Here is a 26,095-nt window from a genome sequence, read left to right on the forward strand (position 1 = left end):
GTAATTATGATTACTTTTTCTAAAGGCCGCTGCCTTTAAATTAATTTAACTTAGAATTATTAAACTAATATTACAAATTAATGGATTTGTCAACTATTGGTACATACCAGTTAATTCACTATTAGGATACATGATTAAACATTATTCACAAATAATTTTGAGTAAAATCAATATGAGAATAAAAGACAAGGAGAATAAAATATGACAAATACTATCGATGGCTTTGTTTTTGATACTCCACCTAGAGAGGAACAAATCATAGAACTAGCCCATTATCATCGTAAACTATTAGATGAAGCGATCTTTCATCAAGAGATCCATTTAGGGGATTATTGTCTTGCTCAGCGCAAAAGGGTATTTGACTTTGCACGGCATTTAGAACCTGCACAAAAAAACTGGTTTTATCAAGTTTATGATGGTGAACTGAGAAAAATTGCCGACGAAGACGAACTGCATCCAGCCGATGCTGAAGAAGGTTTAAGTATTTTTGCGATGTTTTTAGTCTTGGTGATTATTGCAGCAATTTTATACTTTTCCGTCATTCGTTCACTAATAAGCTAAGTATTATGATCCAGTAAGGTACGATTCTTGGCCTTACTGGATGTTTGATCTTGTGCTTATGAGTATTGAACCCTACACTACACTAATTCGAGGTAGGTCATGCTCATATTCAAACAAAATTTTCTTAAATTAAAGTCTGAGTTAAAAGTTGATCAATGTTTTAACCTATTTGTGGTTATTGTCATTGGCTGTATTTTTGTGCTGTCATATTTAGCATTACTTCGGCCTATTAGTCCGGAACAATATCAACGAATTATACAACTCTCTCATCAAGCTACTTATCCTAAAACTCAGGATATGGCTGAGCTGTTAATAGCTCAATCAGAAATTCATAGAGCAGAGTATTTAAAGTTAATGCATGCATATCAATTTGAAGGTGCTCATATTAGACAATATCCAGCACTTGCTCAGGAAGATACTCAGTAAATAGGGTAATCAGGCTAAATCTTGGTTTCCAAAGCTTTTTGAGCACTATTGTGGCAGGCAAAATTTTGAATTTATGCTAAACTTTATCTTTTTAAACGCGCTGCTTTTCAAGGAATCCGCATGGAGCAACAATCGAATATGCAAAATAAATTCTTGATAGATGCTGAGATCGGTGATGACGATGTCACATTACCTAATTTACCTGCTATCGATGTTCCCATCGTTGAATCTCCTGCTAAATCACAAGAAAATATTGAAGTAGCCAAAGACGAAGTGGCTTCTACAGAAACACCGGTTGAACAACCAAAAACTGGTTTTTTTAGCCGGATGAAAGAAGGCTTAACCAAAACTCGTCGTAATTTCGCTGATGGTATGGTCAATATCTTGATTGGCGGAAAGGAAATTGACGATGAGTTACTTGAAGAAGTCGAAGAGCAATTATTGGTTGCAGACATTGGTGTTGAAGCAACAAAAACCATCATTACCAATTTGACAGAGCGTACAGCTCGTGGTGATTTGATCTATTCTCACTCTTTATATAAAGCGTTACAAGAAGAGTTGGTTGCTTTGTTAGCCCCACGTGTTAAACCATTGCATATTGACCCTAACAAATCACCTTATGTGATTTTGATGGTTGGGGTAAATGGAGTAGGTAAAACTACAACTATTGGTAAGTTGGCGAAACGTTTACAAGGTGAAGGTAAAAAAGTGATGTTGGCTGCTGGTGACACATTCCGCGCCGCAGCAACTGAGCAATTACAGATCTGGGGCGAACGTAACGATATCTCGGTAGTAGCTCAAGGTCATGGAGCTGATAGTGCTTCTGTTATTTTTGATGCCTTTGAAAGTGCTCGTGCTAAAGGAATTGACGTATTAATTGCGGATACGGCAGGTCGTTTACATAATAAGAGTAACTTGATGGAAGAACTCAAAAAAGTTAAACGTGTTATGCAGAAAATTGATGCAACTGCACCTCATGAAATTATGTTGGTAGTAGATGCAGGAACAGGTCAAAACGCGATTAACCAAGTACAAGAGTTTGATCAAGCTGTAGGTTTAACGGGTATTACCATTACCAAGTTGGATGGAACAGCTAAAGGTGGTGTACTCTTTAATATTGCAAGCCGCACCCATGTGCCAATTCGTTTTATTGGTGTAGGTGAAAAAATTGATGATTTAAGACCATTCTCGGCTAAATCTTTTGTTGCTGCGCTGTTTGAAACTGATAAGTAAATTGCTTGGTAACCCTAAAAAGCTTCACTAAATCGTGAAGCTTTTTTTATATGTATATCTTTTATTATTGTTGCGAAAATAAAACGAACTGTCATATTTTTAATGCTGATTATGAAAAATGACTTTAATACACTGTACTCATTCCCAAACAACGACCCTTGGTCAAATCAATAGGTAGGAAATAACAAAATGTCTACTTTCTTAGATAAAATTAAAAACCGTCGTACAATTTATGCAATTGGTAAAAACGTTGCATTAGATCGCACTAAAATTGAAGAAACTATCCGTGAAGCAGTTAAACATAGTCCTTCAGCTTTTAACTCACAATCTTCACGTGTAGTGACACTATACGGTGAATCTCATGCTAAATTCTGGAATTTAGTTCGTGAAGCTTTGCGTAAAATTGTTCCTGCAGAAGCTTTTGCTGGTACAAATGCAAAAATTGATAGCTTTGTAGCTGGTGTTGGTACGGTTTTATTTTATGAAGACCAAGCTGTTGTTAAAAGCTTACAAGAGCAATTCGAACTATATGCAGACAACTTCCCAGTATGGTCTGAACACTCAAGTGCAATTGCTCAATTTGCAACTTGGACTGCGCTTTCAGAGCTTGGTTTAGGTGCATCTTTACAGCACTATAACCCAATTGTCGATGCAGACGCAGCTGAAGCATTTGATGTTCCTGCAACTTGGAAATTACGTGCTCAATTAGTATTTGGTTCGGTTGAAGCACCAGCAGGTGAAAAAGCATTTATTAATGATGCTGATCGTTTCAAAACTTTCAATTAATTTAATTGAAGTTAAAAAGAGCACCTATTTTAGGTGCTCTTTTTATGTTTTTAGAATGAATAGGAGGAATACATAAAACGAAAATTTGTGAAATTCAAATACATATTTCAAAATAATAAATCAAGAAATTAGTCGATAACTGCTTTGTCATAAAATAGTCACAATCATATTGCATATTGCTCATGATTTAATAGCTTATCAAACACAGAGAAAGAGACAGATGACTTTAAGATTAGGTGTTGCTGCAATTGGTTTATTACTCAGCGGTTCGGTATTTTCAGCAGTTACAATTACAGCACCAGAGGAAATTGTAATCCTTGCGGTGAATGGTCAGGAAGTCAACTCTGGGTTATTTCGTTCATCTAAAAATAATTATAAAGTCGATGCTGGTGAAACAAGCTTAAGTGTGCGCTACCAAGAATACTTTGAACATTTAAGCGGGGAGCATGACATTGTTAAATCTGGAGTAGTCACAATTCAAACTCCGGCTCTCAAAGATGGGCAAACTTATAAGCTCAGAATGGTAGATGCACCAAAGCAATTTGAACAAGCAAAGAAATATGCTGAGCAACCAACTGTGGCTTTGTACAGCGCAAATAATGAATTAATCGTACAACAAACTGGTGCAAACAATGAGGCAAAACCATGGTTTGCAACGGGTTTATTAGGAAAAGTCACTGACTTTACGACTAAATCATCTAAATCGCAGCCTGAGGCAGTGTATGCATCGGCTAAACCTACTTCTGTTCAGGTGGCTGTACCAGCTCCAACATCTATGCCTGTAACAGGCGTAGCCCAAACGAATGATCAACGTTTAGTAGAAACTTGGCAAAAAGCTTCTAAAGCTGAGCGTCAAAAATTCATGGCATGGTTAGCTGAACAATCAAATTAATTTAATTGCTATTTAAAATAAAGCCGATTTAATATCGGCTTTATTTTTAGAATTTTTATAAATAGCCTAAGTATATTTTATGAATAATTTAAATTTCCGTTCAGCTCAATTTCCTGATATTCCACAACTTGTAGCTTTAATTAATAAGTCCTATCGAGAACAACAAGATAGAAGTTGGACAACAGAACTTGATTGGGTAGAAGGACAGCGTATTACAGAGTTTCAATTAGAAGCACAACTACAACTTAGGAATTCAACATTATTGATAGCGGAAACTTCTGCTTCCAAGCTTATTGCTTGTATTGGGCTTACATTTGAAAATAATCAGGTTGAGATTGGAACATTTTGTACTGATCCTCAAGTTCAAAATATGAGAGTGGGTCGATCTGTTTTAGAATATGCAGAGCAATATGCATTGAAAGAAGATCCCCATCTGACCAGCGCCGTAATGTATGTGCTAGATGTCCGTTCTGAATTGATCGCTTATTATGAAAGACGTGGATATATGAAAACGGGTAATGAGCAGCCATATCCGGTTGAAGCAAATGTAGGGGTGCCAAGGATCCCTATTAAATTGGTTGAAATGAAAAAAGACCTCAGATGAGGTCTTTTTGATTTAGGTTAGGAACCAGATGTAATAGCCTAAAAGCATGAGAGGCCAAGCCACCCACGGGCTAAATAGCCATTTCCATAACCAGAAGTTAGGTACGAAACCCACTCCGTAAATAAAGCCACCAGAAATACCAATCATTACCAGCATAAGCTGGCTATGATTGTAGTGCCCATTAGCATCTAGCATGAGTGAAGGGTAAACCAACAAAATTGCAGCAAGAGGCAATGCCAACAGAAAAGAAAGGGCCATTGCAAATGCTTGAGCTTTTCGATGATTTGATGCTGTCATTGCTTTTGCCATCATTTATTCCTCATCTAAATCTTGATGATGTTCGATATAAAGCGCGCTGAGTACACCCGCAAAACATGCCATCAAAATGCCTAGGATCCATGCGAAATACCACATAGTTTTCTCCTTAATACAAGCTATGCGAGTTTGACTCGATATGTTTGTTAGTGATGACTCCCCACATTTTGTAATAAGACCAACTGGTATAGATCAAAATAAGAGGAACAAAAATGCAGGCAGCAACCGTCATAACGCCTAAAGTAAGGTGACTTGATACAGCATCCCACATTGTCAAGCTAGAGTTAGGATTAATACTAGATGGAAGTAGGAATGGGAATAGGGCAAAACCAGCAGTTAAAATTGCTCCTACAATCATTAAACTTGTACCAGTAAAACTTAGGCCTGCTTTTGCTTTTGAAGATGCAACAATTGCAATGATTGCGCCTAATATGGCAAGAACAGGGGCAACTTTAGTGATTGGATAGGTGCTGTAATTGTTCATCCAACCCGGATTGCTATTGGTAATCACCTCTTTAGCTAAAGGGTTGAGCGCAGCATTTGGATCTATAGCAACAGCATAGCTATAACCTGGCACTTGCCCGAAATACAGCCATGCTCCGATTACAAGGAAACAAATTAAAAAGATAATTGCCATAATTTGAGTAGCTTTAGCAGAGCGCTGTTTTAAAGCTTCATCAGTACGTAGCATGAGCCACGCACCTCCATGTGCACAAAGCATAGACAAACTTACTACACCGCAAACTAGAGCAAAGGGGTTAAGAAGAGCAAAAAAGCTGCCTGTATATTCAGAGCGTAATGTGCTATCTAAACTAAAAGGAATACCTAAAAATAAATTACCGAATGCCACACCAAACACAAGCGCTGGAACAGCACCACCGATGCATAGACCCCAGTCCCAAGAGTTACGCCATTTGGTATTTTCAAGTTTAGAGCGATAATCGAAACCTACTGGTCTTAAGAAAAGTGCAAATAGAACTAACAAGAGTGCCCAGTACATGCCTGAGAAAGCGACTGAGTAGACCATTGGCCATGCAGCAAATAGAGCACCACCCGCCGTAATAAACCAGACTTGATTACCATCCCAGTGTGGGGCAATGGTATTGATTGCAGCACGACGCTCGTTATCGGTTTTTCCAACGAAAGGCATAAGAGCCATAGAACCCATATCGAAGCCATCGGTAAGTGCGAAGCCGATGAGTAGTACACCAACTAACACCCACCAAATGACTTTCAATAATTCATATTCAATCATGATAAAGCCTCCCCATTAACAGCTGTTTTCGGCTCTTGCTTTTCAAAATGATATTTACCAGTGTGTAAAGAACTTGGTCCTAAACGAGCAAATTTGATCATTAAATACATTTCAATAATTAAAAGAGCGGTGTAGAACGCTGCTAGCGCAATAATTGAACCCCACACGTCACCAGTACTTAAACTTGAAGCAGATAGATGTGTTGGTAGGATTTCACCAATAGACCATGGTTGACGACCACCTTCAGCTACATACCAACCAGTTTGTGCAGCAATCCAAGGAAGCGGCAGAGCAAACAATGCATATTTAAGTAGCCAAGGTTTGTTTTCAGCGTTTCTTCTTGCTACGGCCCAAGTCGCTAAAATGAAGAGTAATAGCATCAAGAAGCCAGAGGCAACCATTGCACGGAAAGAGAAAAATAGCGCTGTAACATTTGGAATAGTATCTTTTACAGCAGCTTTAATATTTTGCTCGCTTGCATCAACTACATTTGGTGCATATTTCTTTAGAAGTAGGCCATAACCTAGATCTTTTTGATTTTTTTCAAAAGAGGCCAATAACTCGGGTGAACGATCACCTGCACGTAATTTTTCAAGTTCAGCATAGGCCAGCATACCATTGCGAATACGGACTTCGTGCTGTTGCATAAGATCTTTAAGACCAGTAACTTCTTTGGTTGTTGAACGAGTTGCAATTAAACCTAATGCATATGGAATTTTAACTGCGTAATCTGTCCGCATCTCTTCATGATTTGGTACACCAAACAAAGTAAACGGAGCAGGGGCAGGATGAGTTTCCCATTCGGCTTCGATCGCAGCGAGTTTAGTTTTTTGAACATCACCTAGCTCATAGCCAGATTCGTCACCCAACAAAATCACTGAAAGTGTAGATGCGAGACCGAAAATGGCAGCAATTGCAAATGAACGACGTGCGAAAGGAAGATCACGTTTTTTAAGTAAATAATAGCTTGAGATGGCGAGTACAAAAATTGCACCAGTTACATAACCCGCAGATACAGTGTGGACGAATTTCACCTGAGCTACTGGGTTAAAGATAAGCGCGCCGAAATCAACTAATTCCATACGCATCGTTTCGAAGTTAAATGCAGCACCTACAGGGTTTTGCATCCAACCATTCGCCACTAAAATCCAAAGCGCTGACATATTCGACCCGAGAGCGACTAACCATGTTACGCCTAGATGCTGAACCTTACTTAAACGATCCCATCCGAAGAAGAATAAACCAATAAATGTAGACTCAAGAAAGAATGCCATAAGGCCTTCAATCGCTAATGGAGCACCAAAAATATCACCTACATAGTGTGAGTAATAAGCCCAGTTTGTTCCAAATTGGAACTCCATGGTTAAGCCAGTTGTTACCCCTAAAGCAAAGTTAATACCAAATAATTTTCCCCAAAATTTAGTCATATCCTTGTAAATTTCTTTACCGGAAATGACATAAGTGGTTTCCATGATGGCAAGGATAAATGCCAAACCTAGAGTTAAAGGGACGAAAAGAAAGTGATACATTGCGGTCATCGCAAATTGAAACCGCGAAAGATCAACCACGCTTTCAGAAATCATCAACGTGTCTCCTTAATGTGGGAAATGTTATCGCCAGCAATATGCTCGGCGACCTGATTGTCAAAATTTTTGGGGATGGTGGGAGCATCAAACCAAATATGTTTGATCGTTAAGAGGAGCACTATTTTTATTATTAGAATAATAGTGATTTCTTTAACTAAACGACCATTAAGATTTTTAAAATTAAGGCTCATAAATTAAACCTCATTTGATATTAATTTTATTATTAATCAAAATATAATAAAAATAAACATTAAATATATTTTAAATGAATATTTAAATAATTAATTTATATAAAACAAATACTTAATATTTCAAAATAAATACCATACTAAAATAGTTTGAATTAATTATTAAATCCTACTAAAACACTTGTAAATAAAAATATTAAGTTGATTAAAATGGTTTGTTTTAATTTAATACCGACCAAAATGGTTGTATATTATATTTATAAATTATATTTCAAACTAAAATGGTTGGAATAATAAATAATTAATTAAAAAGAAAATAATAAAATATAGGCGTAATAAAGCCTGCTAAAAGCAGTAAGTAAATAGAATAATAGTAGTAAGAATTTAATCGGGGGCGAAAAGATCGTTTGATACAGAAATTTTCTTGGCTACATAATGGCTTTTATGCACTCTGACAAGGATAACCTGAGAGTATAATTCGAGTTCGCCGTATTCTGGTTCGACTTGAACGTAGTGGAGCTGGCCGAATTCATCACGCACTCGCGCTTGGGCAGAAAACCCGGGTCTAGCATTACCACTGGAAACCGTCGCTAATCGTCCTAAAAGATTATAATTTGTATGAGTAAGCTTTGGTTTAATTACTTGGTCAAGGCAGTGAATCATGAATACAGTAAAAAAGATTGCGATGACAAGGGCTGGGACGATTAAATAAAATGGTGAAATAAAATAATGCTGGATTGCAAAGAAAGAAAGCTGTAAAAAATAACCTGCAAAACTAAAATTTATAAGTAAAAAAACGAAAATTAAGGCTTTAGAAAATTTAACATTAAGTAGCGGTGAGTTAGAAAGCCAAACAGGCGCAATTTTTTTGAGTAATTGACTTGGACGAAGTCCAATATACATACCAATGGTTTCTACCACGCTGAGTAATATCAAAGCCACTACACTTAAGTGGAATGGCATAAGATAATAATTGAAAAAGAAATCAGCCATGGCAGAAACTCTAATGTTGATCGCTTCAGTCTACGATATAGATACCGCCATCTGAATGTACTTTAATCTCAACTTTATTTAAAAAATCACCTAAACATGGTCCTGAAATACATTCGCCTGTTTCCACAGTAAATAAAGCACCATGGGTAGAACATTGAATATATTCTTGGTCCTGATCGAGAAATTGATTTTCTAAATATTCAAGCTCTGTTTGCAAATGAGGGCATAAGTTTTGATAAGCATAGAATGCGCCATCACGTTGCGTAATGAAAATAGTAGTTCCTTGTAAAGTGTCAAAAGCTCTAGCTTCACGCTCAGGAACTTCTTCCGTCATACAGATCCTTTCCATTTCAAGCACATTCCTTCTGAAAATTTTCAAGAAGTTTAGCATAATCATTGATCGCTAAACGTGGGCCAAATTGAGAAACAACTTCACTAGAAATCAAGACAGCCAACTGTGCAGCAGCGTTTAAATCTTGATGATGGTTTAGGGCATAAAGGAATGCGCCTGCAAATGCATCACCTGCACCATTGGTATCAACCGCTTCTACGTGGCGACCTGCAACATGGAAATGTTGAGTAGAATTAGAAACCAAAGCACCTTTAGCGCTTTGTGTAATGACTACTGTATGATTTTTAAAACGTAATTGAGCAAGAGCGTCTTCTACAGTTATTGTATTTGTATACATTAAGGCTTCTTGTTCATTACAAAATAGTAAATCTACGCCATCATCCATAAGTTCTTCTAAGCCTTCACGAGCGTATTGCACCATCGCAGGATCTGAAAGGGATAAAGCAATCTTAACACCATTTGCTTTTGCAATTTCTCTGGCTTGTTTTACAGCTTTACGCGCTGTTTCACTTGTAGAAAGGTAGCCTTCAATATAAAGCCATTTTGCTGTTTTTAATGGTTCAAAGTCGATTTGATCTTGAGAGAGTTCAGCGGTGATACCCAGATAAGTATGCATCGTACGTTCAGAGTCAGGGCTAATCAGTACCATACAGGTACCTGTCACGCCTTCACTGATTGATTTTGGAGTGGTTTGAATGCCAGCTTCATTTAAACCTTGTAGATAAATTGAACCTAAATCATCGTTACCAACGCGGCAACCATAAAAAGCACTTCCACCTAATGCACTAAAGGCCACAGTCGTATTTGCAGCAGAACCGCCACTTGCTTGACCTTTGTAATCTTGATGCTGTTTTAACTCTGCATAAAGAGCAGACTGAGTGTCGCCATCGGACAACTGCATGGTGCCTTTTTGCAAACCTTGTTGACTAAGAAAATCATCAGACACTTTAAATTCTTGGTCGATTAATGCATTACCAATTGCAAAAAGATCTACAGTTGCCATATGTGTTGTCACAAAATAAAAAATCAGGTTGCTAAGTTTACACCATTGCTTGGATTTGCTGTAGTTTGTTGAATAAAATTCAGTTAAATCAAAAATTAGTGGAAAAATATTGTTTAATTAAGCTATCAAAATAATGTTTTTAATAAAAATTATCAATTAATAATGATTCTTGCTAATATTTACAAATATATCGTATTTCATCGAAACTTCGCCTGAAATTTTTCGTAGCGAACTTACATGAAACGTTCTATTTTATTTATTTCATCAGTTGGGGTTATGACAAGCCATGTATATGCCTTAGAGGCAGAGCAACAGGCTGTAACCAACCTTCCAACAATTTCAGTAAAAGCTGAAAAGGAACAAAGCTTAAAACAAGAAGTGGGACAAGCATCAACTGCAACTAAAGGACTTATGCAATTAAAAGATGTTCCTCAAATCGTAAATGTGGTGCCTAAACAAGTTTTGAGAGAGCAAACGGTGACCTCTATGCAAGGTGCCTTGCAAAACGTTGCTGGTCTGAGCTTTAGTGTGGGTGATGGACAACGTGATCAGGTCATGATTCGTGGTTTCTCTGCAATCACAGATAACTATGTAGATGGTATTCGTGATGATGCATTGTATTTTCGCGATATGTCGAATGTTGAGCGGATTGAAGTCTTAAAAGGGCCTGCTTCTGTATTATATGGACGTGGCTCGGCTGGTGGTTTAGTTAATAAAATTAATAAAAAACCAATGGACCAATCTTTGCGTGAAGTCAGTCTGATCGGCGGCACAACAGGACAACGCCGTACAGAAGTCGATGTGAATGAAAAAGTAGCAGAGAATGTTAAGGTTCGTTTAACTGGCGCAGTTGAAGATTCAGATGGTTATCGTGATCAGGCCTTTTTAAAACGACAAGCGGTTGCTCCATCTTTACAATGGGATATTTCAGACAAGACGAAGCTTTTAATTCAGGCTGACTATTTGCATGATGACCGTTTAGCAGATCAAGGTTTTCCGACAGATCCAATTACAGGTAAACCAGTTAAAACAAACCCTAAAACTTTTTATGGTGCATTAAACGGTAAAGAGGTGGGTGATGTTGATACTGAAATTTCAAGCCAAACCATAAGTTTAGATCATGAGTTTAATAATAATCTAAAATATCATGGTGCAGTTCGTCACTATAACTATTCGTTAGACCGCCAATATAGTGTTGATTCACATCCCGCTGATAAGTCACAAATTACTTTGACTCAAAATAAGCGTTTACGTAACGAAGATGGCGTATATGTTCAGCAAGAATTAAGTAGTTTATTTAATACTGGTTTCTTAAAGCACAATACCTTAATTGGTGCGGAGTATAGTAAGCAGCACAAAGATGAAATACTTTGGCAAGGTGCTAAAACCACAACTGATTTGTATAACCCTAAATTAGAATACTGGGCACCGATTAATACAGGCTCAACAACTGCACGTAATAATAATAGTAATACCTTTGAAAACTACGGTATCTATTTACAAGACTTAATGACAGTTACAGATCAGCTGAAAGTTTTAGTTGGTCTACGCTATGATAATTTATCGCAAGATCGTAATGATAAAGTGAAGTCTCAAATATTAAATAGAACTGATAACACTTATTCTCCACGAATCGGGGTGGTTTATCAGCCAGTAAGCAATATTTCACTCTATACTTCTTATAATCGATCTTTCCAGCCTTTGGCTGATTCATTTGTTTTATATAAAAATAGTGATGATTTGAGCCCAACAAAAACTGAAAATATTGAAGTTGGTGCAAAGTGGGATGTAAGTGATCAATTGAATGTAACTTTGGCTTTGTTTGAAATGAGCCAAACAAATATTCAAAATCAAGACCCTACAGATTCAACACTAGCAGTATTAGCAGGTGAGCAAAAAACCAAGGGTGTTGAGCTTTCATTAACTGGCCAATTGACTAATCAATTATCTGTATTAGCTGGTTATTCGTATATGGATGGTAAGATTGAAAAATCCGCTATTGGACTGACAGGCAATCGTTCTGCGCTTACGCCAAATAACACCGCTAACCTATGGTTAAAATATCAAATTAATGATCATTGGTATGCGGCTGTAGGTGGTCGTGGTGAATCATCACGTTTTAGTGCGCCAGATAACAAGAATGTTTTACCAGGCTATGCTGTTGTAAATGCAGCATTAGGTTATCAAAGTGAACGTTACGATGTGAACCTCAACTTAAATAACCTGTTTGATCGCGATTACTTTGTTTCAGGTCATAGTAATGCTAATGATTCAAACATGATGGGCGATCCACTGAATGCTCAAATTGCACTTCGTTATCGCTTTTAAGTAAACGTTTTTCTAAAAGCTCATCAACTTGATGGGCTTTTTTATTTATTGGTTAATATATAAATAGAATTAAAAGCTTTTGTTCTGTTAGGATAAAACATTCATGGCTATGTGCTTGATATCAAAGCTGTGCCAATGAAAACTAATACTCAACAAAAACATAGTATTTTACTTGGCTTTTGTTCGCCAATCTCAAGCTGACTCAGGCTATAATGAGACTTATTCACTTATCCGATATGTTAGGAGATCACATGACTGTAGATGTCACTGAAACCATTTCTCAAACTGTTCACCCTGCGTTTCAGTTGCTACGTCAGCACCATGTAGAAGCATTAGATATTTTAGTGTCTGAATATAAGCATAAAGTCACAGGTGCGGTGCATTATCACTTGGCAACTGATTATGATGAAAATGTATTTCTTGTTGCTTTTAGAACCCAGCCTATGGACTCTAAAGGCACGGCACATATTTTAGAACATACAGCTTTGTGTGGATCTGAAAAGTTTCCGGTACGTGATCCATTCTTTTTAATGATTCGTCGTTCTTTAAATACTTTTATGAACGCATTTACAGCAGCAGATTGGACAGCATATCCATTCGCTACTCAAAACAAAAAAGATTTTCAAAACTTACTTTCTGTTTATCTTGATGCGGCATTTGCTGCCAATTTGAATCCACTTGATTTTGCTCAAGAAGGTATTCGTATTGAACTGGAAAATGGTCAACCTGTTTATAAAGGTGTTGTTTTTAATGAAATGAAAGGTGCGATGAGTGCGCCGTCTGACCAACTTTATCATCAGTTGGCCCATCATTTATTTCCTGAAACGACTTACCATTACAACTCAGGCGGTGACCCGAAAGATATTCCTGATTTAACGTATGAGCAGTTAGTCGATTTTTATAAAGTACATTATCATCCAAGTAATGCTGTATTCATGACCTTTGGTAATCAGACAGCATATGAACTACAAGAGCAATTTGAAAAACTAGCTCTACATAAGTTTTCGGCAGGAACAACTTTATACTCTAAGCCTGAAAAACGTTTACCAGCACCAATTGAAGTAACAGAGAACTATGGTGTTGATAGTGATGATTTAAAAGATAAAACTTATCATGTTCTATCTTGGTTATTACCAGAAGCAAACGACATTAAATTGCGTTTAGGAATGCGTTTAGTTGAAGGGATTTTATTAGAAAATTCAGCTTCGCCACTCCGTCATTACTTAGAAACTTGTGGTTATGCTCAATCTACAGGTCCATTAATGGGCGTAGATGACAGTAATTTTGAAATGACTTTCTACTGTGGCGTTCAAGGTTCAAATCCTGAACATGCTCAAAGCTTTAGAGATGGTGTTTTAAATATTCTGCGTGATGTTGCGGCTAAACCAATTGATAGTAATTTAGTCGATGCAATTTTGCATCAAATCGAGTTACATCAACGTGAAATTAATGGTGATGGTACACCGTATGGTTTAAGTCTAATTTTAAATGGTTTAAGTGGTGCAATTCACCATAATGACCCAATTCAAATTTGGGACGTTGACAGCGCAATTGCACAGGTTAAAGAAGAGTTGAAAGACCCTATGTGGTTATCAAATCTGATTCAAACACATTTGCTTGACAACCCACATCGTGTGCAAATGACTCTAGTTCCAGACCCAACTAAGTCTGTAAAAGAACAAGAAGCAGAAAAAGCTCGTTTAGCGGCTATTGGTGAAAAGCTAACAGATGCTGATAAGGCTGAAATCATTGCTAAGACTAAGGCTTTAGAGGAACGTCAGGACACTCCTGATAATCTTGAGTTATTGCCAAAAGTAGGTTTGGAAGATGTGCCTGCTGACTTGTATATCGTGCAAGGTCAGTTACGCGAAATTATTTGTAATCGTATGGATACGCCGTTGAACTTGTACCATGCTGGTACTAACGGAATTTACTATCAACAAGTACTCATTCAGATCCCTGAAGATATTGTGAAGTCTCCTTACTTTAATTTGCTTTCTATTTTGATGGGTGAAGTAGGTGCAGGCGAATATGACTATCTTGAACTACAAAACTTACAAACTGCTGTAAGTGGTGGTTTAGGAATGGGCGCTTCTTTACGTAGTAAAGTTGATGATAAAGATAAAATTAGTGCTTGGTTGACTTTAACGACTAAATCGTTGACACAGAAATTTGATGCAATTCATTTATTAAAATTAGCATTTGAACATCTACGATTTGATGAGAAAGAACGAATTATCGAGTTACTGCAACAACGTAAAACACGTTGGCAATCTCGTCTCTCTGGATCAGGTCATAGCTATGCGATGCAGATTGCTTCTCGTAACATGAGTGCCTTGGCTCAACGTGACTATCAAAACACAGGTTTAGGTGCATTGAACTGGCTGGGTGAGCTTATTACTAAAATTACTCAAGATGATGCCGCTTACGATGAGCTGATTGCAGAATTAAAACGTATTCATAGTAAGTTGTTGCAAGCACCTAAACAGTTCTTACTAGTGTGTGAAGAACATCAATCTGAACGTTTGGTTGAAGAAATCCAGAATGTTTGGGATAAATTGAATGTTGATACAGCTACAACTGAGTTAACTCAAGTAGAACAAGCTAATGATAATAATCATGAAGCTTGGTTAATTCAGGCCAATGTTCAATTCTGTGCTTCTGCATATCAAGCTGTAGAAGTATCGCATCCAGATGCGGCTCCATTAATGGTATTGGCAGCTTATTTACGTAACGGATTCTTGCACAGCGCTATCCGTGAAAAAGGTGGTGCTTATGGCGGCGGTGCTAGTTATGATGGAAATGCATGCTCATTCCGTTTCTTTAGCTATCGTGACCCACGTTTAGCAGAGACGTTTAAAGACTTTGAGGCAAGCGTGCAATGGTTATTAAATACAGAGCAACAACCTCATCAGCTTGAAGAAGCGATTCTTGGTTTAGTGGCAAGTATGGATAAACCAGGCTCTCCAGCGGGTGAAGCGATTACAGCATGTTATGCATTGTTGCATGCGAGAACACCAGCTTTCCGTCGTACTTTGCGCGAAAGATTGTTGCATGTAACATTGGATGATTTAAAACGTGTTGCTCGTCAATATTTAGTAGAGCAAACTCCTGTAAAAGCTGTAGTTGCGCCATTTGCTAAGCGTGATGAATTGCAGCAATTAGGTTTTACCATTCAACAAGTTAATTAAAATAAAAATTGGAGATTGAACATGGCGTTCAAACAATTTGAACGCACATCTTTACAGCTAAGCATGGGAATCGTGCTTAGCTGTTTATGTGCGTCTGTAACATATGCTGATACCTTAGCTCCAGCAAACCCTGCCACAGTTGATGCATGTGTTGCTCTTGCTTCGAATGCCGATCGTCTGGCTTGTTACGACTCTGTATTTAAACCAGCAGCTCTACCTGTTGTGCAAGCCGCTGTAGTAGTACCTGAGCCTGTTAAAAAAATCGATCAGCCTGCTGTTCAACCAGAAACATTTAAAGAGAAGGTGGTAGAGACAGTTAGTAATATTAAAGTGATTGGTAAAGCACCTACACTTGAGCCTACTACTTCTTTGCTAGATCAACGTTGGGAGTTATCTGAAAAAAGTAAACTCGGTGTTTGGAATATTCGTGCTTATCAGCCAGTCTATTTACTACCTGTATTTTGGACCAGTGACAAGAATGAATTCCCGAGTAGTCCAAATCCAAATAATACTGTAACGGATGCTCAGAATCTGAAATCAACAGAAAGTAAGTTTCAGATTTCTTTGAAAACCAAAGCTTGGGAAAATATTTTTGGAAATAATGGTGATTTGTGGGTAGGGTATACACAATCTTCACGCTGGCAGACGTTCAATGCTGAAGAATCTCGCCCATTCCGTGAAACGAACTATGAGCCAGAAGCAAGTTTAATGTTTAGAACGAACTATGAGTTGCTTGGTTTAGATGGGCGTTTGCTCGGGGTTACCTTAAACCATCAGTCAAATGGTCGCTCAGATCCATTATCTCGTAGCTGGAACCGTGTAATCTTTAATGTTGGATTGGAGCGTGGTAATTTTGCTTTAATGCTTCGTCCATGGGTTCGCCTTGAAGAAGATAGTAAAGATGATAATAATCCGGATATGGAAGATTACATTGGTCGTGGTGATTTAACAGCGTTTTATAAGTGGAAACAGAATGATTTCTCTTTAATGCTGCGTCATTCATTGAAAGGTGGTGATGACTCTCATGGCGCTGTGCAATTTGATTGGGCTTTTCCAATCAGTGGCAAGTTACGTGGACATTTCCAGTTGTTTAATGGTTATGGTGAAAGCTTGATTGATTATAACCATCGAGCAACTTATGCTGGTTTGGGTGTATCGCTCTTGAATTGGTACTAAAACACTATAAAAAGCCGCTTTTAAAGCGGCTTTTTTATTATCCAATTTGAATGTTGGCTTGAGGGTGTTTAAGTCGACTCTTTTTAGGAGTGGCAATTAAGTAGGCGAGTGTTAATGGTCCAAGTCGTCCAGCAAACATGAGTAGGCTTAAAATGAATAAACTACCATTATGTAAATCTGGTGTGATTCCACGAGAGAGGCCCACTGTACATGCGGCAGAAACAACCTCAAAAAGCAAATTCATAAAATCTGCTTTAGGCTCTAAAAGCAAAAGAATAAAGAAGCCAATGAAAATCAGTATGCTCGTAATAGCAGTTACCGCTAATGCTTTATAGGTCGTTTCATGAGATACAGAGTGATTAAATATTCTAATTTCATCTGTACGGCGTAAAAATGAAATTACACTAAGCACTAAAATGACAAAGGTGCCAACTTTGATTCCACCCGCTGTACTCAGTGAACCACCACCAATAAACATTAGTAACATCATCAGTAGGGAGCTACTGTTGGTCATTGCACCTGTATCAATGGTATTAAAGCCTGAAGATCGTGGAACTGTTGCCTGAAACCAAGCGTTTAATGCTTGTTCACCTGAGTTTAACATCCCTAAAGTCGCGGGATTTTGAGCTTCTAAAGCCCATATTAAAATAAAGGCAACTAGGTTAATAATTGCAATGGTTGTCAGAATAAGCTTGCTATTTGGTGTTAGTTTTTTCCATCTTTTGTTTTGCTTAATATCCATGAGCACTAAAAAACCAAGACCACCTAAGGTGTAAAGGATGCTAATGGTTATACAAATAATATAGTTACTTTGGAAATTCATTAAACTATTGGAAAATAATGAAAAACCAGCATTGTTGAATGAGGAAATGCTATAAAAAACTGCATAATATAAACCACGCGCAAACCCGTATATTGGTGTAAAAGCAGCGGTAAGAATAACTGTACCAATCAGCTCAAAAATAAGGGTATAGGTGACAACTCCTTTAGCAACAAAAGTAACTTTTGATAGGCTTGTTTGCCCGAGACTATCTTGAGCCATCATTTGCTGTTTAAGACCAACTTTTGGTGACAAACTTAATGCGGCCAATATCGCAAAAGTCATAAAACCCAAACCGCCGGACTGGATCAGTAATAAAATAATAGTTTGCCCAAAGAGGGTAAAAGATTCATGAATATTTAAAACAGATAGACCAGTAATGGTAACTGCTGAGGTGGCTGTAAAAAGCGCATCCATCCAACTGACATTGCCTGTATTCGCAAATGGCAATTTAAGCAACAAAGTGCCAAAAGTAATAAAGCCTAAAAACCCTAGCGCTAAAAGTGAAGGAGGGCTTAAATTTAACGTTTTATGAGGCTTGGGATATATAGACATATTCTAGAGTTCGTTTTCTTATAAGAAGCAATTAGAAAGTTTCTTTAACTGCGATAAATGACCTTCTAAAATAAGAATATCATGTGTTTGCAAAGTGAAATTTTCTTCAGTCTCAAACAAAATTTGCTGCTGTCTTTTCACGAGCAATGTTTTAACCTGAGGAGCTTGCTGCATAATGCCATATAAATTGATGCCGTTAAGCTTATCTGGGATCTCAATTTTTATAATGTAATGGTCATCTTCTAAAGACATATAGCGGCTTACCATAGGGTAGTTCAGGGCTTGAGCAACTCTTACCCCCATATCTTCTTCAGGGTGAATAATTTTATTGATATTAAGGTGTGACAAAATGGTGTGATGAGCTTTGGTTTTTGCTTTTACCCAAATTTTATCAATGCCTAGATTTTTTAAGTTCAACACACACAAAATACTCGCTTCAATATCTTCACCAATTGCGACTACAACAGCGTCACAATTTTGGATATTCAATTCATCAAGCACATGTTCATCGGTAGCGTCAGCAATGACGGCATGAGTTAAAACGTCAGCAAGATTTTCGACATTCTTTTTTACCGTATCAATGCCAATAACATCATGATTTAATTTTGTGAGTTCTTGAGCTACCGTTGCTCCAAAACTACCTAAGCCAATGACTGCGAACTGTGCCATGTTGGTCCTTTTTTCCGAGTTAGATCATTATTTTTAAGGATATTTTCTTTAAGATAAAGAGATGCAATGTAAAGATGATAGAAATATAAAAAGATTGTATAAAAAAGCCGACAACTTTGTCGGCTTCTTCATCAAAATTAAAGATTATTTTAAGAAGCGTTTATAGCCGACGTTATCAGTAATTTCTGCATACGGATAATTAATCTGCTCAAGCGTTTCAATCAATCCATCAGGGTTTTGTTTAGCATCTGTTGCTTGTAAGCCCACTAACACTCGTCCTTCAGCAGCGCCGTGGTTACGGTAATGGAAGAGGGTAATGTTGTGGGTTGGACCTAAACGAGTTAAGAAGGTTAAGAGCGCACCCGGACGTTCAGGGAATTCAACTCGAAACAATCTTTCATCATCTAGATTTGCGTGACCACCAATTAAATAACGAATATGTAATTTGGCAACTTCATCGTCAGAGAGATCATCAACTACATAGTTTTGTTGTTTTAATTGTTCCAAAATTTCATGACGCTCTGCATCTCCACCTTTTAAACTAATACCGACGAATACTTGCGCTTCGTCTGTATTGTTTGCGCGGTAGTTAAACTCAGTAATATTGCGACCTTGTAAAGCACGGCAGAAGCCTAAGAATGCGCCTTTTTCTTCAGATAAGGTAACTGCATAAATCGCTTCACGTTGCTCACCTAACTCGGTACGTTCAGCAATATAACGCAAGCGGTCAAAATTCATATTGGCGCCGCACACAATCGACACCATATTTTTATTACTGATTTTATGTTCGTGAATATATTTTTTGATACCCGCTAAAGCCATTGCACCAGAAGGTTCAACAATACTGCGGTTTTCATCAAATGTGTCTTTAATTGCTGCACAGATTTCATCTGTATTCACAGTCACAATATCAGGATCAACAATTGGTCCTGAGTTATCAGATTTGCGCAAACGAATAATATCAAATGGTAAAGCACCAATTTGGGCAACAGCTGTACCATCTGCAAATAGGCCTACATGTGGCAAAATTACACGTTCATTTGCTTCTAAAGCTGCCTTTAAACAAGCAGACTCTTCATATTCAACGCCAATAACTTTTACGTGCGGTGCAACTTCTCCAAGGTAAGCTGCTACGCCTGAAATAAGGCCACCACCGCCTACGGCAACAAACACGTACTCTACATCACGCCATTGACGTAATATTTCATTGGCAATAGTACCTTGACCTGCAATGACAAGTTCATCGTCATAAGGTGGAATAAATACAAGACCTTCAACTTCTGCACGTTGTTGAGCATATTTATTTGCAATATCAAAGCTATCGCCATGTAACACAACTTGGCCACCTAAGCGTTTAACAGCCTGAACTTTAATGTCAGGTGTTGTGCTTGGCATAACAATAATAGCGGGAATTCCTAGTCTTTGTCCTGATAAGGCTACGCCTTGAGCATGGTTGCCAGCAGAGGCGCAAATCACCCCGCGTTCAAGTTGTTCTTTAGGTAATTGACTAATACGGTTATAGGCACCGCGTAATTTAAAAGAAAAAACGGGTTGTAAATCTTCACGCTTAAAACGAATTGTATTGTTTAATTTTTGACTAATTCGTGGAGCTGCTTCGAGAGGTGTTTCAATTGCAACATCATAAACCGTTGCTTGTAAAATTTGTCGTACCACACGAGACAGCATGTTCATCTTCCCTATAACAGTTTAAAATAGGAAATTATTGTAGCAAACCCTTGTGCATTTGCGCCGTTTATTGGCGCATAAATGTCAAAAAATAGTTGAGTGATGTAATGAGCCTATATGCAACCCAAGATGAAAAGAAACAAGCTGCTGCTAAAGCTGCTTTAAAACACTTACCCAAAGGTGGCATTTTGGGTGTTGGGACTGGAAGTACCGTAAATTTTCTAATTGATTTACTCCCAGAATTACAATTAGAAGCAGCTGTGGCAAGTTCTCAAGCAACTGCTGATCGTCTTAAAAAACTTGGTATTGAAGTGGTTGATATGAACCATGTAGGTAGCCTAGATGCTTATGTTGATGGTGCAGATGAGATCGACCGTCATATGCATATGATTAAAGGTGGTGGTGCTGCATTAACACGTGAGAAAATCGTTGCATCAATCGCTAAGAAGTTTGTGTGTATTGTTGATGATTCAAAATGGGTTGATCAACTTGGACGTGATTTCCCATTACCAGTAGAAGTTATTCCAATGGCGCGTTCAGCTGTAGCTCGTAAATTGGTAAGTTTAGGTGGTGATCCGGTTTATCGTGAAGGTGTAGTTACAGATAACGGTAATGTTATTTTGGATGTTTTCAATCTTAATATTTTAAATGCTATTGAGCTGGAAAAAACAATTAACAATATTCCTGGTGTGGTAACTAACGGTATCTTCGCCTTAAATCCGGCAACGATTGCAATTGTTGCAACAAATAATGGTATTGAAGAGCGTACAGCACAGTAATGTCTGCAAAAATGCCAGAGATTAAAATCGTTCGACACGTAAGAGCAAGAAAATTGCGCTTACGTGTTGAGCCTGCTTCAATCCGTCTTACGGTTCCTTTATTTTGTAGTAAGAAGCAAATTCAGCATTTTTTAGCGCAATCTGAACAATGGTTAACCGAAACGTGGAATAAACAACAAAACGTTCAATCGGCATCCATTGATATTCCCTCAGAAATTTATTTTTTTAATAAAGAACAGCCATTTCAAGTCGTTGTTCAAAAGCAGCATCGTGTTTTTCAATTCGACTGGGAAAACAATTCTTTATTTATTAAAGACACACAGCCATATTTGGCATTGCAAAACGCAGTTATTGCCTATGCGAAACAAGAATTACCAGAGCTTTTAAAAGAATTAAGTGAGCACACTCATTTGGCTTATAGGGAGTGTACAATTCGCCGCCCGAAAACTCGGTGGGGAAGTTGTAGTAGTCAGCATAATATTATGCTACATGCAGGACTGGTACTTATGTCACACGAAATTGCTCGCTATGTGGCTATTCATGAGTTAGCGCATACTAAACATTTTGACCATAGTCCTGCATTTTGGGCAGAAGTTGAAAAATACGATCCATATTTTCAAAAACACCGCAGACAACTTAAATCAAATCCATTGCCTGCATGGTGGTATGTTTCAGCTTAACTAAAGGTACATTCTAGTTGAGGTGTTTGTAAGCTATCGGGTGCTTTTCGGCTATCTAAACCTGCTTTAGCACTAATAATTTTATTTGCTTTAATAGATAATTGGATAAAGTTGTATTGTTGCGTCGTGTTATTTGGTTCGGCTGAACTTGAATTGAGTAAATAACTTGAACTAGCAGCATCTGTTTGCAATAAATTATCGGTACTATCAGCACTTAAAGCAGCACGATAAATTTGTGAACCTTTACTTAAGTCGATTTGACCGTTCGCGCGAAAATTAAGCTGACATCCAGTTGAGGTGTCTTCATAGTGGCCCACTAAATAGTCTGTAGCTGGTAGGTTTGGATCTGATAGGTTGATACTGGTTAAGCCTTGTTTGCATGGATAGCTTGATCCATTACACGTCGCTGTGGTGGTAAACCCAACAGCTCTACGGTAATCTCCAGCACCGTCAATGCGAATGAATGTTGTTGAATTTACAGTAGGAACAATTCCTGTATATTGTTTTTTTTGTAGAAGTTCATAACCCGTCTGATCTAAAGACTGTTGTGAATTAGACTGAGCCAATTGCAAAGTAGATGCTTTTAAATTGGTTCCAAAGTAATCGCGCGTTACTTTTTGATTAGCTGCAATATCTAACAGCGTATTTTTTAGTGGATCAATATTATCTGGAGCAGGTGTGAAAATAGGGGTGAAGGGTGTTTGATCCCCATGAAGTTTTTTCCCATCCAAAAAGCCATCTTTTAAATCAGTTGCTAAACTTTTAACAAGTTCTTGGTAGGTGTTTGCTCCGCCATGAATTGTTGACCAATATTGTAAGTAACCAAAGCTAAGATAACTATCTACATATGTACTAGGTTTAGTAGTTGAGTATCGCAATAAAGTTAAATTCAGAAGGGAATTAGCTGGACTTAAACTTGGAATGTCACCATCTTTAAACGCATTCATTAACGATTTGTAGACATCTTGAGAAGCTAAATCCACATGTAATTGCTCAATACGGGTTGGGTCAACCGTTTCTTGAGGGAGTTGTCCTGAACGTATGACAGCTCGTTGATAAACTGCTTCACTGCTTGGGCTAATGAATTGGATTCTGCCACTTACACTGTTTGGTGTAATAAATGCATGATAAATACCTGACAAATTTTGGTATTGTGGAGTAATGGGGTCAAACACTTGAGATGAGCTTTGAGTTGTAATTTCTACGCGATATAAACGATTCAATTTTGCAGTAGGAATTTTGACATTAAAGCTATTTAAACTCGCAATAGAAGTATCCACTAGAACAGCGTTGTTGGTGTTGTCATATACTTTAAGCTGGATATTACGCATTTCTACAGGGGTTTTTAAAGTAACATCAGTTGTTGCTTCAGGTGTAGGGTCAACTGGCGTTGGTGTAGTGGGTGAACTGCCTCCACTACTACCTCCACCTCCGCAACCAGTAAGGGCTACACTTAAAATGAATGTGCTCAAGCCAAGGTACGTGCGTAATTTTGTTTCTTTTGATTGTTGAAGCATCCTAGCTCTCCAAAAATTAATCTGGTATTTATTTGCTGATATTTATGTGGTTATGACAGTCCAGTAAGTGCTATCTGATTGTCGCTAAAATTAAAAAAATTAAAATTACCAAGCATGAAATGGTTTTGTAAGCTTGGACATCCTGTCATACTACTGCCCAAGTATAGATTCAAAAATTGAGGTAATGCACGTGATTTCTGTCGGAATTGTTGGTGGAACGGGTTATACAGGCGTTGAACTATTACGTATTTTATTACGACATCCTAAAGCGCAGGTTCGAGTTCTTACTTCACGTACAGAAGCGGGCAAACCAGTTGCAGATATGTTCCCTAATTTACGTGGACATACAGATCTTCAATTTTCAGATTTAAACATTGATGCATTAAAAGAGTGTGATGTTGTATTTTTTGCAACGCCACATGGTGTTGCCATGCAACATGCCAAAGATTTAATTGCAGCTGGAACTAAAGTTATTGATTTAGCAGCAGACTTTCGTTTACAAGATCTTGAACAATTTGAAAAATGGTATGGTATGGAGCATGCTTGCCCAGATGTACTAAAAGATTCTGTATATGGTCTAACTGAGTTAAACCGCGAAAAAATTAAACAAGCTCAAGTTATTGGTAACCCTGGTTGCTATCCGACGACTGTTCAATTAGGTTTAGCGCCACTATTAAAATCAGCACAAGCACTCATTGAAACCAAAAATATTATTATTGATGCGAAGTCTGGTGTTTCTGGTGCTGGCCGTAAAGCAAGCTTGGGCATGATTTATAGTGAAAACGCTGATAACTTTAAAGCATATGGTGTTGCAGGTCATCGTCACCATCCAGAAATTGTAGAAGCCTTAGAAAATATTGCAGGACAAAAGGGCGGGTTTGATGGACTCTTATTTGTTCCGCATCTAGTACCTATGATTCGCGGTATGCTGAGTACAATTTATGTAGATTTGACAGAAGCTGGTAAGCAGACAGACTTACAAGCTTTGTATGAAAACTTCTATGCTAATGAAAAATTCGTAGATGTTATGCCTGCAAATAGTTCACCTGAAACACGTAGTGTACGCGGTGCGAATGAACTTCGCATTGCATTATATAAACCACAACCAAATAAACTGATTATTTTGGCGGCTCAAGATAACCTTGTAAAAGGTGCATCTGGTCAGGCTGTACAAAATATGAACCTGATGTTTGGCTTTAATGAAGATGAAGGCTTACAAGGGATTGGTTTATTACCATAAAAAACTCTTTTTTGCTTCACACACATTTAAATTTCGATTTAAATGTGTGTCTTGACTCTGATCTTGAACACTGAGATGACGATGCAAAACTCTGGACAGACGACTTCAGCAGAAAGTTCGTTGCAAAAGAAAAATTTTTTAAACACCAATAAGCCTTTGTTTATTGGTGCTGCTATTTTAATGAGTGGTTGTTTTGCGCTCGGCTATACAATTGGGCACCGTCAAGGTTTAACTGTTGTTGGTTACGATGCAGATGCGGAGCAATTGGTTGAAGTGGTGCAAAAGCAAAAAACAGCCTTAGATGCAGTTAACAAAAGCCTTAATGCAGCGGTGCAAGAGCGTGATGTGGCTGTGACCAATGCAAATGATCTGTTTGAGGCACTTAATCAAGCGAATGCCGATAAGACTCAGCAAGAAGGTATGAGTAATATCTATCGTGAGATTTTGAGACAACGTGGTGGTTTGAGCTTAACAATCCAAAATCTGGCCATTAAGCCGTTGCCTGAAAATGCTTATGAATATCAACTAGATTTAGTTCAAGTAAGTCCAAGTAAGCGTCGTGCTTTAGGATCGGTTGAAATCAGATTGATCAAAGATACTGAAGTTTTAGTCGTACCGCTTGAAGCGAAGAACTTTAACTTTACTGACTTTGAGCGCTTAACAGGTCGTTGGACAATGCCTAAAGGTTTCACACCTCAATTTATTGAAGTGCGTTTAACTGGTGGCTCTGATACACCGATTATTAAACGTTTTAGTTGGCAGCGTGGTAAACCTGTCGAAACATCTTCTGCTTTCGTGGCAGAAATTCCTCAAGCTGAAGCAAATTCACAATAGTAACATCCTATGCGAACAAATAAGCGTCAAACAAACTTAAAAGATATCAAGGCTTCTTTTCAGCAGTCTGGCTATGTCGATTGGCACTTCCACCCACGCTTAAGTGATTCGCAAAACGAAGATCATGATGGAGAGGTTGTTGTACAAACAGCTCCTCCTGAACTCAAGCGTCCCCCATTATATGCAGTCGTATTAATGAATGACGATTACACTCCAATGGACTTTGTAATTGAAATTTTACAACAATACTTTGCAATGAATCTTGACCAAGCAACTCAAGTAATGCTAACAGTACACTATGAAGGTAAAGGTATTGCCGGAGTCTATCCAAGAGACATCGCGGAAACTAAGGCAAACCTTGTTAATAATTACGCTCGATCGCAAGGTCATCCATTACTTTGCCAGATTGAGCCTAAAGCATAAGGG

The 26,095-nt window shown here is 37.9% G+C and carries 26 protein-coding genes; 14 read left to right on the forward strand and 12 right to left on the reverse strand.

The window, feature by feature from the left end; translation table 11 throughout:
• Nucleotides 1–201 precede the first annotated feature (201 nt).
• The 6 genes from ACYU0V_RS07770 to ACYU0V_RS07795 all read left to right on the forward strand — a co-directional run bounded on the left by ACYU0V_RS07770 (nucleotide 202) and on the right by ACYU0V_RS07795 (nucleotide 4,502).
• Nucleotides 202–561, forward strand: coding sequence for a hypothetical protein (locus ACYU0V_RS07770; RefSeq protein WP_002120892.1), 360 nt, complete (start codon nucleotides 202–204; stop codon nucleotides 559–561).
• Nucleotides 562–660: 99 nt separating this feature from the next.
• On the forward strand, nucleotides 661–987 hold the full coding sequence (locus ACYU0V_RS07775) for a hypothetical protein (protein WP_002120920.1): 327 nt from the start codon (nucleotides 661–663) through the stop codon (nucleotides 985–987).
• Nucleotides 988–1,107: 120 nt separating this feature from the next.
• The gene (gene ftsY / locus ACYU0V_RS07780; protein WP_461849654.1) at nucleotides 1,108–2,220 is read left to right on the forward strand and encodes a signal recognition particle-docking protein FtsY; all 1,113 of its coding nucleotides are present in this window, start codon (nucleotides 1,108–1,110) and stop codon (nucleotides 2,218–2,220) included.
• A 189-nt stretch (nucleotides 2,221–2,409) separates the two neighbouring features.
• On the forward strand, nucleotides 2,410–3,006 hold the full coding sequence (locus ACYU0V_RS07785; protein ID WP_002121011.1) for a nitroreductase family protein: 597 nt from the start codon (nucleotides 2,410–2,412) through the stop codon (nucleotides 3,004–3,006).
• A 220-nt stretch (nucleotides 3,007–3,226) separates the two neighbouring features.
• Nucleotides 3,227–3,898, forward strand: coding sequence for a YccT family protein (locus ACYU0V_RS07790; protein ID WP_017480982.1), 672 nt, complete (start codon nucleotides 3,227–3,229; stop codon nucleotides 3,896–3,898).
• 79 nt (nucleotides 3,899–3,977) lie between these two features.
• Entirely contained in the window at nucleotides 3,978–4,502 is a 525-nt protein-coding gene (locus ACYU0V_RS07795; RefSeq protein WP_461849656.1) for a GNAT family N-acetyltransferase, read from the forward strand.
• A 12-nt stretch (nucleotides 4,503–4,514) separates the two neighbouring features.
• Here ACYU0V_RS07795 and ACYU0V_RS07800 read toward each other — a convergent pair whose 3' ends face one another.
• The 8 genes from ACYU0V_RS07800 to ACYU0V_RS07835 form a co-directional block, all read right to left on the reverse strand.
• Nucleotides 4,515–4,814 (reverse strand): cyd operon YbgE family protein, encoded by a 300-nt coding sequence (locus ACYU0V_RS07800; RefSeq protein ID WP_004791954.1) that lies wholly within the window; start codon nucleotides 4,812–4,814, stop codon nucleotides 4,515–4,517.
• Entirely contained in the window at nucleotides 4,815–4,916 is a 102-nt protein-coding gene (gene cydX, locus ACYU0V_RS07805; protein ID WP_002120988.1) for a cytochrome bd-I oxidase subunit CydX, read from the reverse strand.
• A 10-nt stretch (nucleotides 4,917–4,926) separates the two neighbouring features.
• Entirely contained in the window at nucleotides 4,927–6,072 is a 1,146-nt protein-coding gene (gene cydB / locus ACYU0V_RS07810) for a cytochrome d ubiquinol oxidase subunit II (protein ID WP_170248742.1), read from the reverse strand.
• Nucleotides 6,069–7,655 carry a cytochrome ubiquinol oxidase subunit I gene (locus ACYU0V_RS07815; protein ID WP_262519688.1) on the reverse strand — a complete coding sequence of 529 codons (1,587 nt, stop codon included), beginning with the start codon at nucleotides 7,653–7,655 and terminating at the stop codon, nucleotides 6,069–6,071. Before ACYU0V_RS07815 ends, cydB begins: the two co-directional genes overlap by 4 nt.
• Nucleotides 7,655–7,849, reverse strand: a complete 195-nt coding sequence (gene cydP / locus ACYU0V_RS07820) for a cytochrome oxidase putative small subunit CydP (protein WP_005073962.1) — start codon at nucleotides 7,847–7,849, stop codon at nucleotides 7,655–7,657. Before cydP ends, ACYU0V_RS07815 begins: the two co-directional genes overlap by 1 nt.
• A gap of 381 nt (nucleotides 7,850–8,230) precedes the next feature.
• Nucleotides 8,231–8,839 carry an OB-fold-containig protein gene (locus tag ACYU0V_RS07825; protein WP_002121106.1) on the reverse strand — a complete coding sequence of 203 codons (609 nt, stop codon included), beginning with the start codon at nucleotides 8,837–8,839 and terminating at the stop codon, nucleotides 8,231–8,233.
• A 25-nt stretch (nucleotides 8,840–8,864) separates the two neighbouring features.
• The gene (locus ACYU0V_RS07830; protein ID WP_002121079.1) at nucleotides 8,865–9,173 is read right to left on the reverse strand and encodes a Rieske (2Fe-2S) protein; all 309 of its coding nucleotides are present in this window, start codon (nucleotides 9,171–9,173) and stop codon (nucleotides 8,865–8,867) included.
• Between the two features lie 16 nt (nucleotides 9,174–9,189).
• On the reverse strand, nucleotides 9,190–10,194 hold the full coding sequence (locus ACYU0V_RS07835; RefSeq protein WP_002121123.1) for an adenosine kinase: 1,005 nt from the start codon (nucleotides 10,192–10,194) through the stop codon (nucleotides 9,190–9,192).
• A gap of 237 nt (nucleotides 10,195–10,431) precedes the next feature.
• On the opposite strand from ACYU0V_RS07835, the gene ACYU0V_RS07840 reads away from it, so the two are divergent.
• The 3 genes from ACYU0V_RS07840 to ACYU0V_RS07850 all read left to right on the forward strand — a co-directional run bounded on the left by ACYU0V_RS07840 (nucleotide 10,432) and on the right by ACYU0V_RS07850 (nucleotide 16,889).
• A complete protein-coding gene (locus ACYU0V_RS07840; protein WP_461849661.1) occupies nucleotides 10,432–12,522 on the forward strand; it encodes a TonB-dependent receptor in 2,091 nt (696 codons plus the stop codon).
• 251 nt (nucleotides 12,523–12,773) lie between these two features.
• A complete protein-coding gene (locus tag ACYU0V_RS07845) occupies nucleotides 12,774–15,713 on the forward strand; it encodes an insulinase family protein (protein WP_461849662.1) in 2,940 nt (979 codons plus the stop codon).
• 21 nt (nucleotides 15,714–15,734) lie between these two features.
• Nucleotides 15,735–16,889: a phospholipase A gene (locus ACYU0V_RS07850; protein WP_461849664.1), complete on the forward strand. Its 1,155-nt coding sequence runs from the start codon at nucleotides 15,735–15,737 to the stop codon at nucleotides 16,887–16,889.
• Between the two features lie 37 nt (nucleotides 16,890–16,926).
• Here the strand turns inward: ACYU0V_RS07850 and ACYU0V_RS07855 are convergent, their stop codons facing one another.
• From ACYU0V_RS07855 to ilvA, 3 genes are all read right to left on the reverse strand, one after another.
• Nucleotides 16,927–18,264 carry a TrkH family potassium uptake protein gene (locus ACYU0V_RS07855; protein WP_461849666.1) on the reverse strand — a complete coding sequence of 446 codons (1,338 nt, stop codon included), beginning with the start codon at nucleotides 18,262–18,264 and terminating at the stop codon, nucleotides 16,927–16,929.
• A gap of 18 nt (nucleotides 18,265–18,282) precedes the next feature.
• Nucleotides 18,283–18,933 (reverse strand): potassium channel family protein, encoded by a 651-nt coding sequence (locus ACYU0V_RS07860; RefSeq protein WP_005069007.1) that lies wholly within the window; start codon nucleotides 18,931–18,933, stop codon nucleotides 18,283–18,285.
• Between the two features lie 144 nt (nucleotides 18,934–19,077).
• Nucleotides 19,078–20,625 (reverse strand): threonine ammonia-lyase, biosynthetic, encoded by a 1,548-nt coding sequence (gene ilvA, locus ACYU0V_RS07865; RefSeq protein ID WP_170814121.1) that lies wholly within the window; start codon nucleotides 20,623–20,625, stop codon nucleotides 19,078–19,080.
• Between the two features lie 101 nt (nucleotides 20,626–20,726).
• On the opposite strand from ilvA, the gene rpiA reads away from it, so the two are divergent.
• Both rpiA and ACYU0V_RS07875 read left to right on the forward strand, forming a co-directional pair.
• On the forward strand, nucleotides 20,727–21,398 hold the full coding sequence (gene rpiA / locus ACYU0V_RS07870; RefSeq protein ID WP_002046900.1) for a ribose-5-phosphate isomerase RpiA: 672 nt from the start codon (nucleotides 20,727–20,729) through the stop codon (nucleotides 21,396–21,398).
• Nucleotides 21,398–22,078 (forward strand): YgjP family zinc-dependent metalloprotease, encoded by a 681-nt coding sequence (locus ACYU0V_RS07875; RefSeq protein ID WP_002120938.1) that lies wholly within the window; start codon nucleotides 21,398–21,400, stop codon nucleotides 22,076–22,078. The genes rpiA and ACYU0V_RS07875 overlap by 1 nt, the downstream gene beginning before the upstream one ends.
• On the opposite strand, the gene ACYU0V_RS07880 is transcribed toward ACYU0V_RS07875, so the two are convergent.
• Nucleotides 22,075–23,595, reverse strand: a complete 1,521-nt coding sequence (locus ACYU0V_RS07880) for a hypothetical protein (protein WP_064784790.1) — start codon at nucleotides 23,593–23,595, stop codon at nucleotides 22,075–22,077. The two genes, ACYU0V_RS07875 and ACYU0V_RS07880, sit on opposite strands and share 4 nt — an antisense overlap.
• A gap of 184 nt (nucleotides 23,596–23,779) precedes the next feature.
• Here ACYU0V_RS07880 and argC point away from each other — a divergent pair, with 184 nt between their 5' ends.
• From argC to clpS, 3 genes are all read left to right on the forward strand, one after another.
• Complete coding sequence (argC, locus tag ACYU0V_RS07885; protein ID WP_016805956.1) at nucleotides 23,780–24,835, forward strand: N-acetyl-gamma-glutamyl-phosphate reductase; 1,056 nt, start codon at nucleotides 23,780–23,782, stop codon at nucleotides 24,833–24,835.
• Between the two features lie 75 nt (nucleotides 24,836–24,910).
• Nucleotides 24,911–25,669 carry a DUF6776 family protein gene (locus ACYU0V_RS07890; RefSeq protein WP_080759683.1) on the forward strand — a complete coding sequence of 253 codons (759 nt, stop codon included), beginning with the start codon at nucleotides 24,911–24,913 and terminating at the stop codon, nucleotides 25,667–25,669.
• A 9-nt stretch (nucleotides 25,670–25,678) separates the two neighbouring features.
• Nucleotides 25,679–26,092: an ATP-dependent Clp protease adapter ClpS gene (clpS, locus tag ACYU0V_RS07895; RefSeq protein WP_002121129.1), complete on the forward strand. Its 414-nt coding sequence runs from the start codon at nucleotides 25,679–25,681 to the stop codon at nucleotides 26,090–26,092.
• Nucleotides 26,093–26,095: the final 3 nt, after the last annotated feature.

Source organism: Acinetobacter sp. X9 (genome assembly GCF_054889255.1).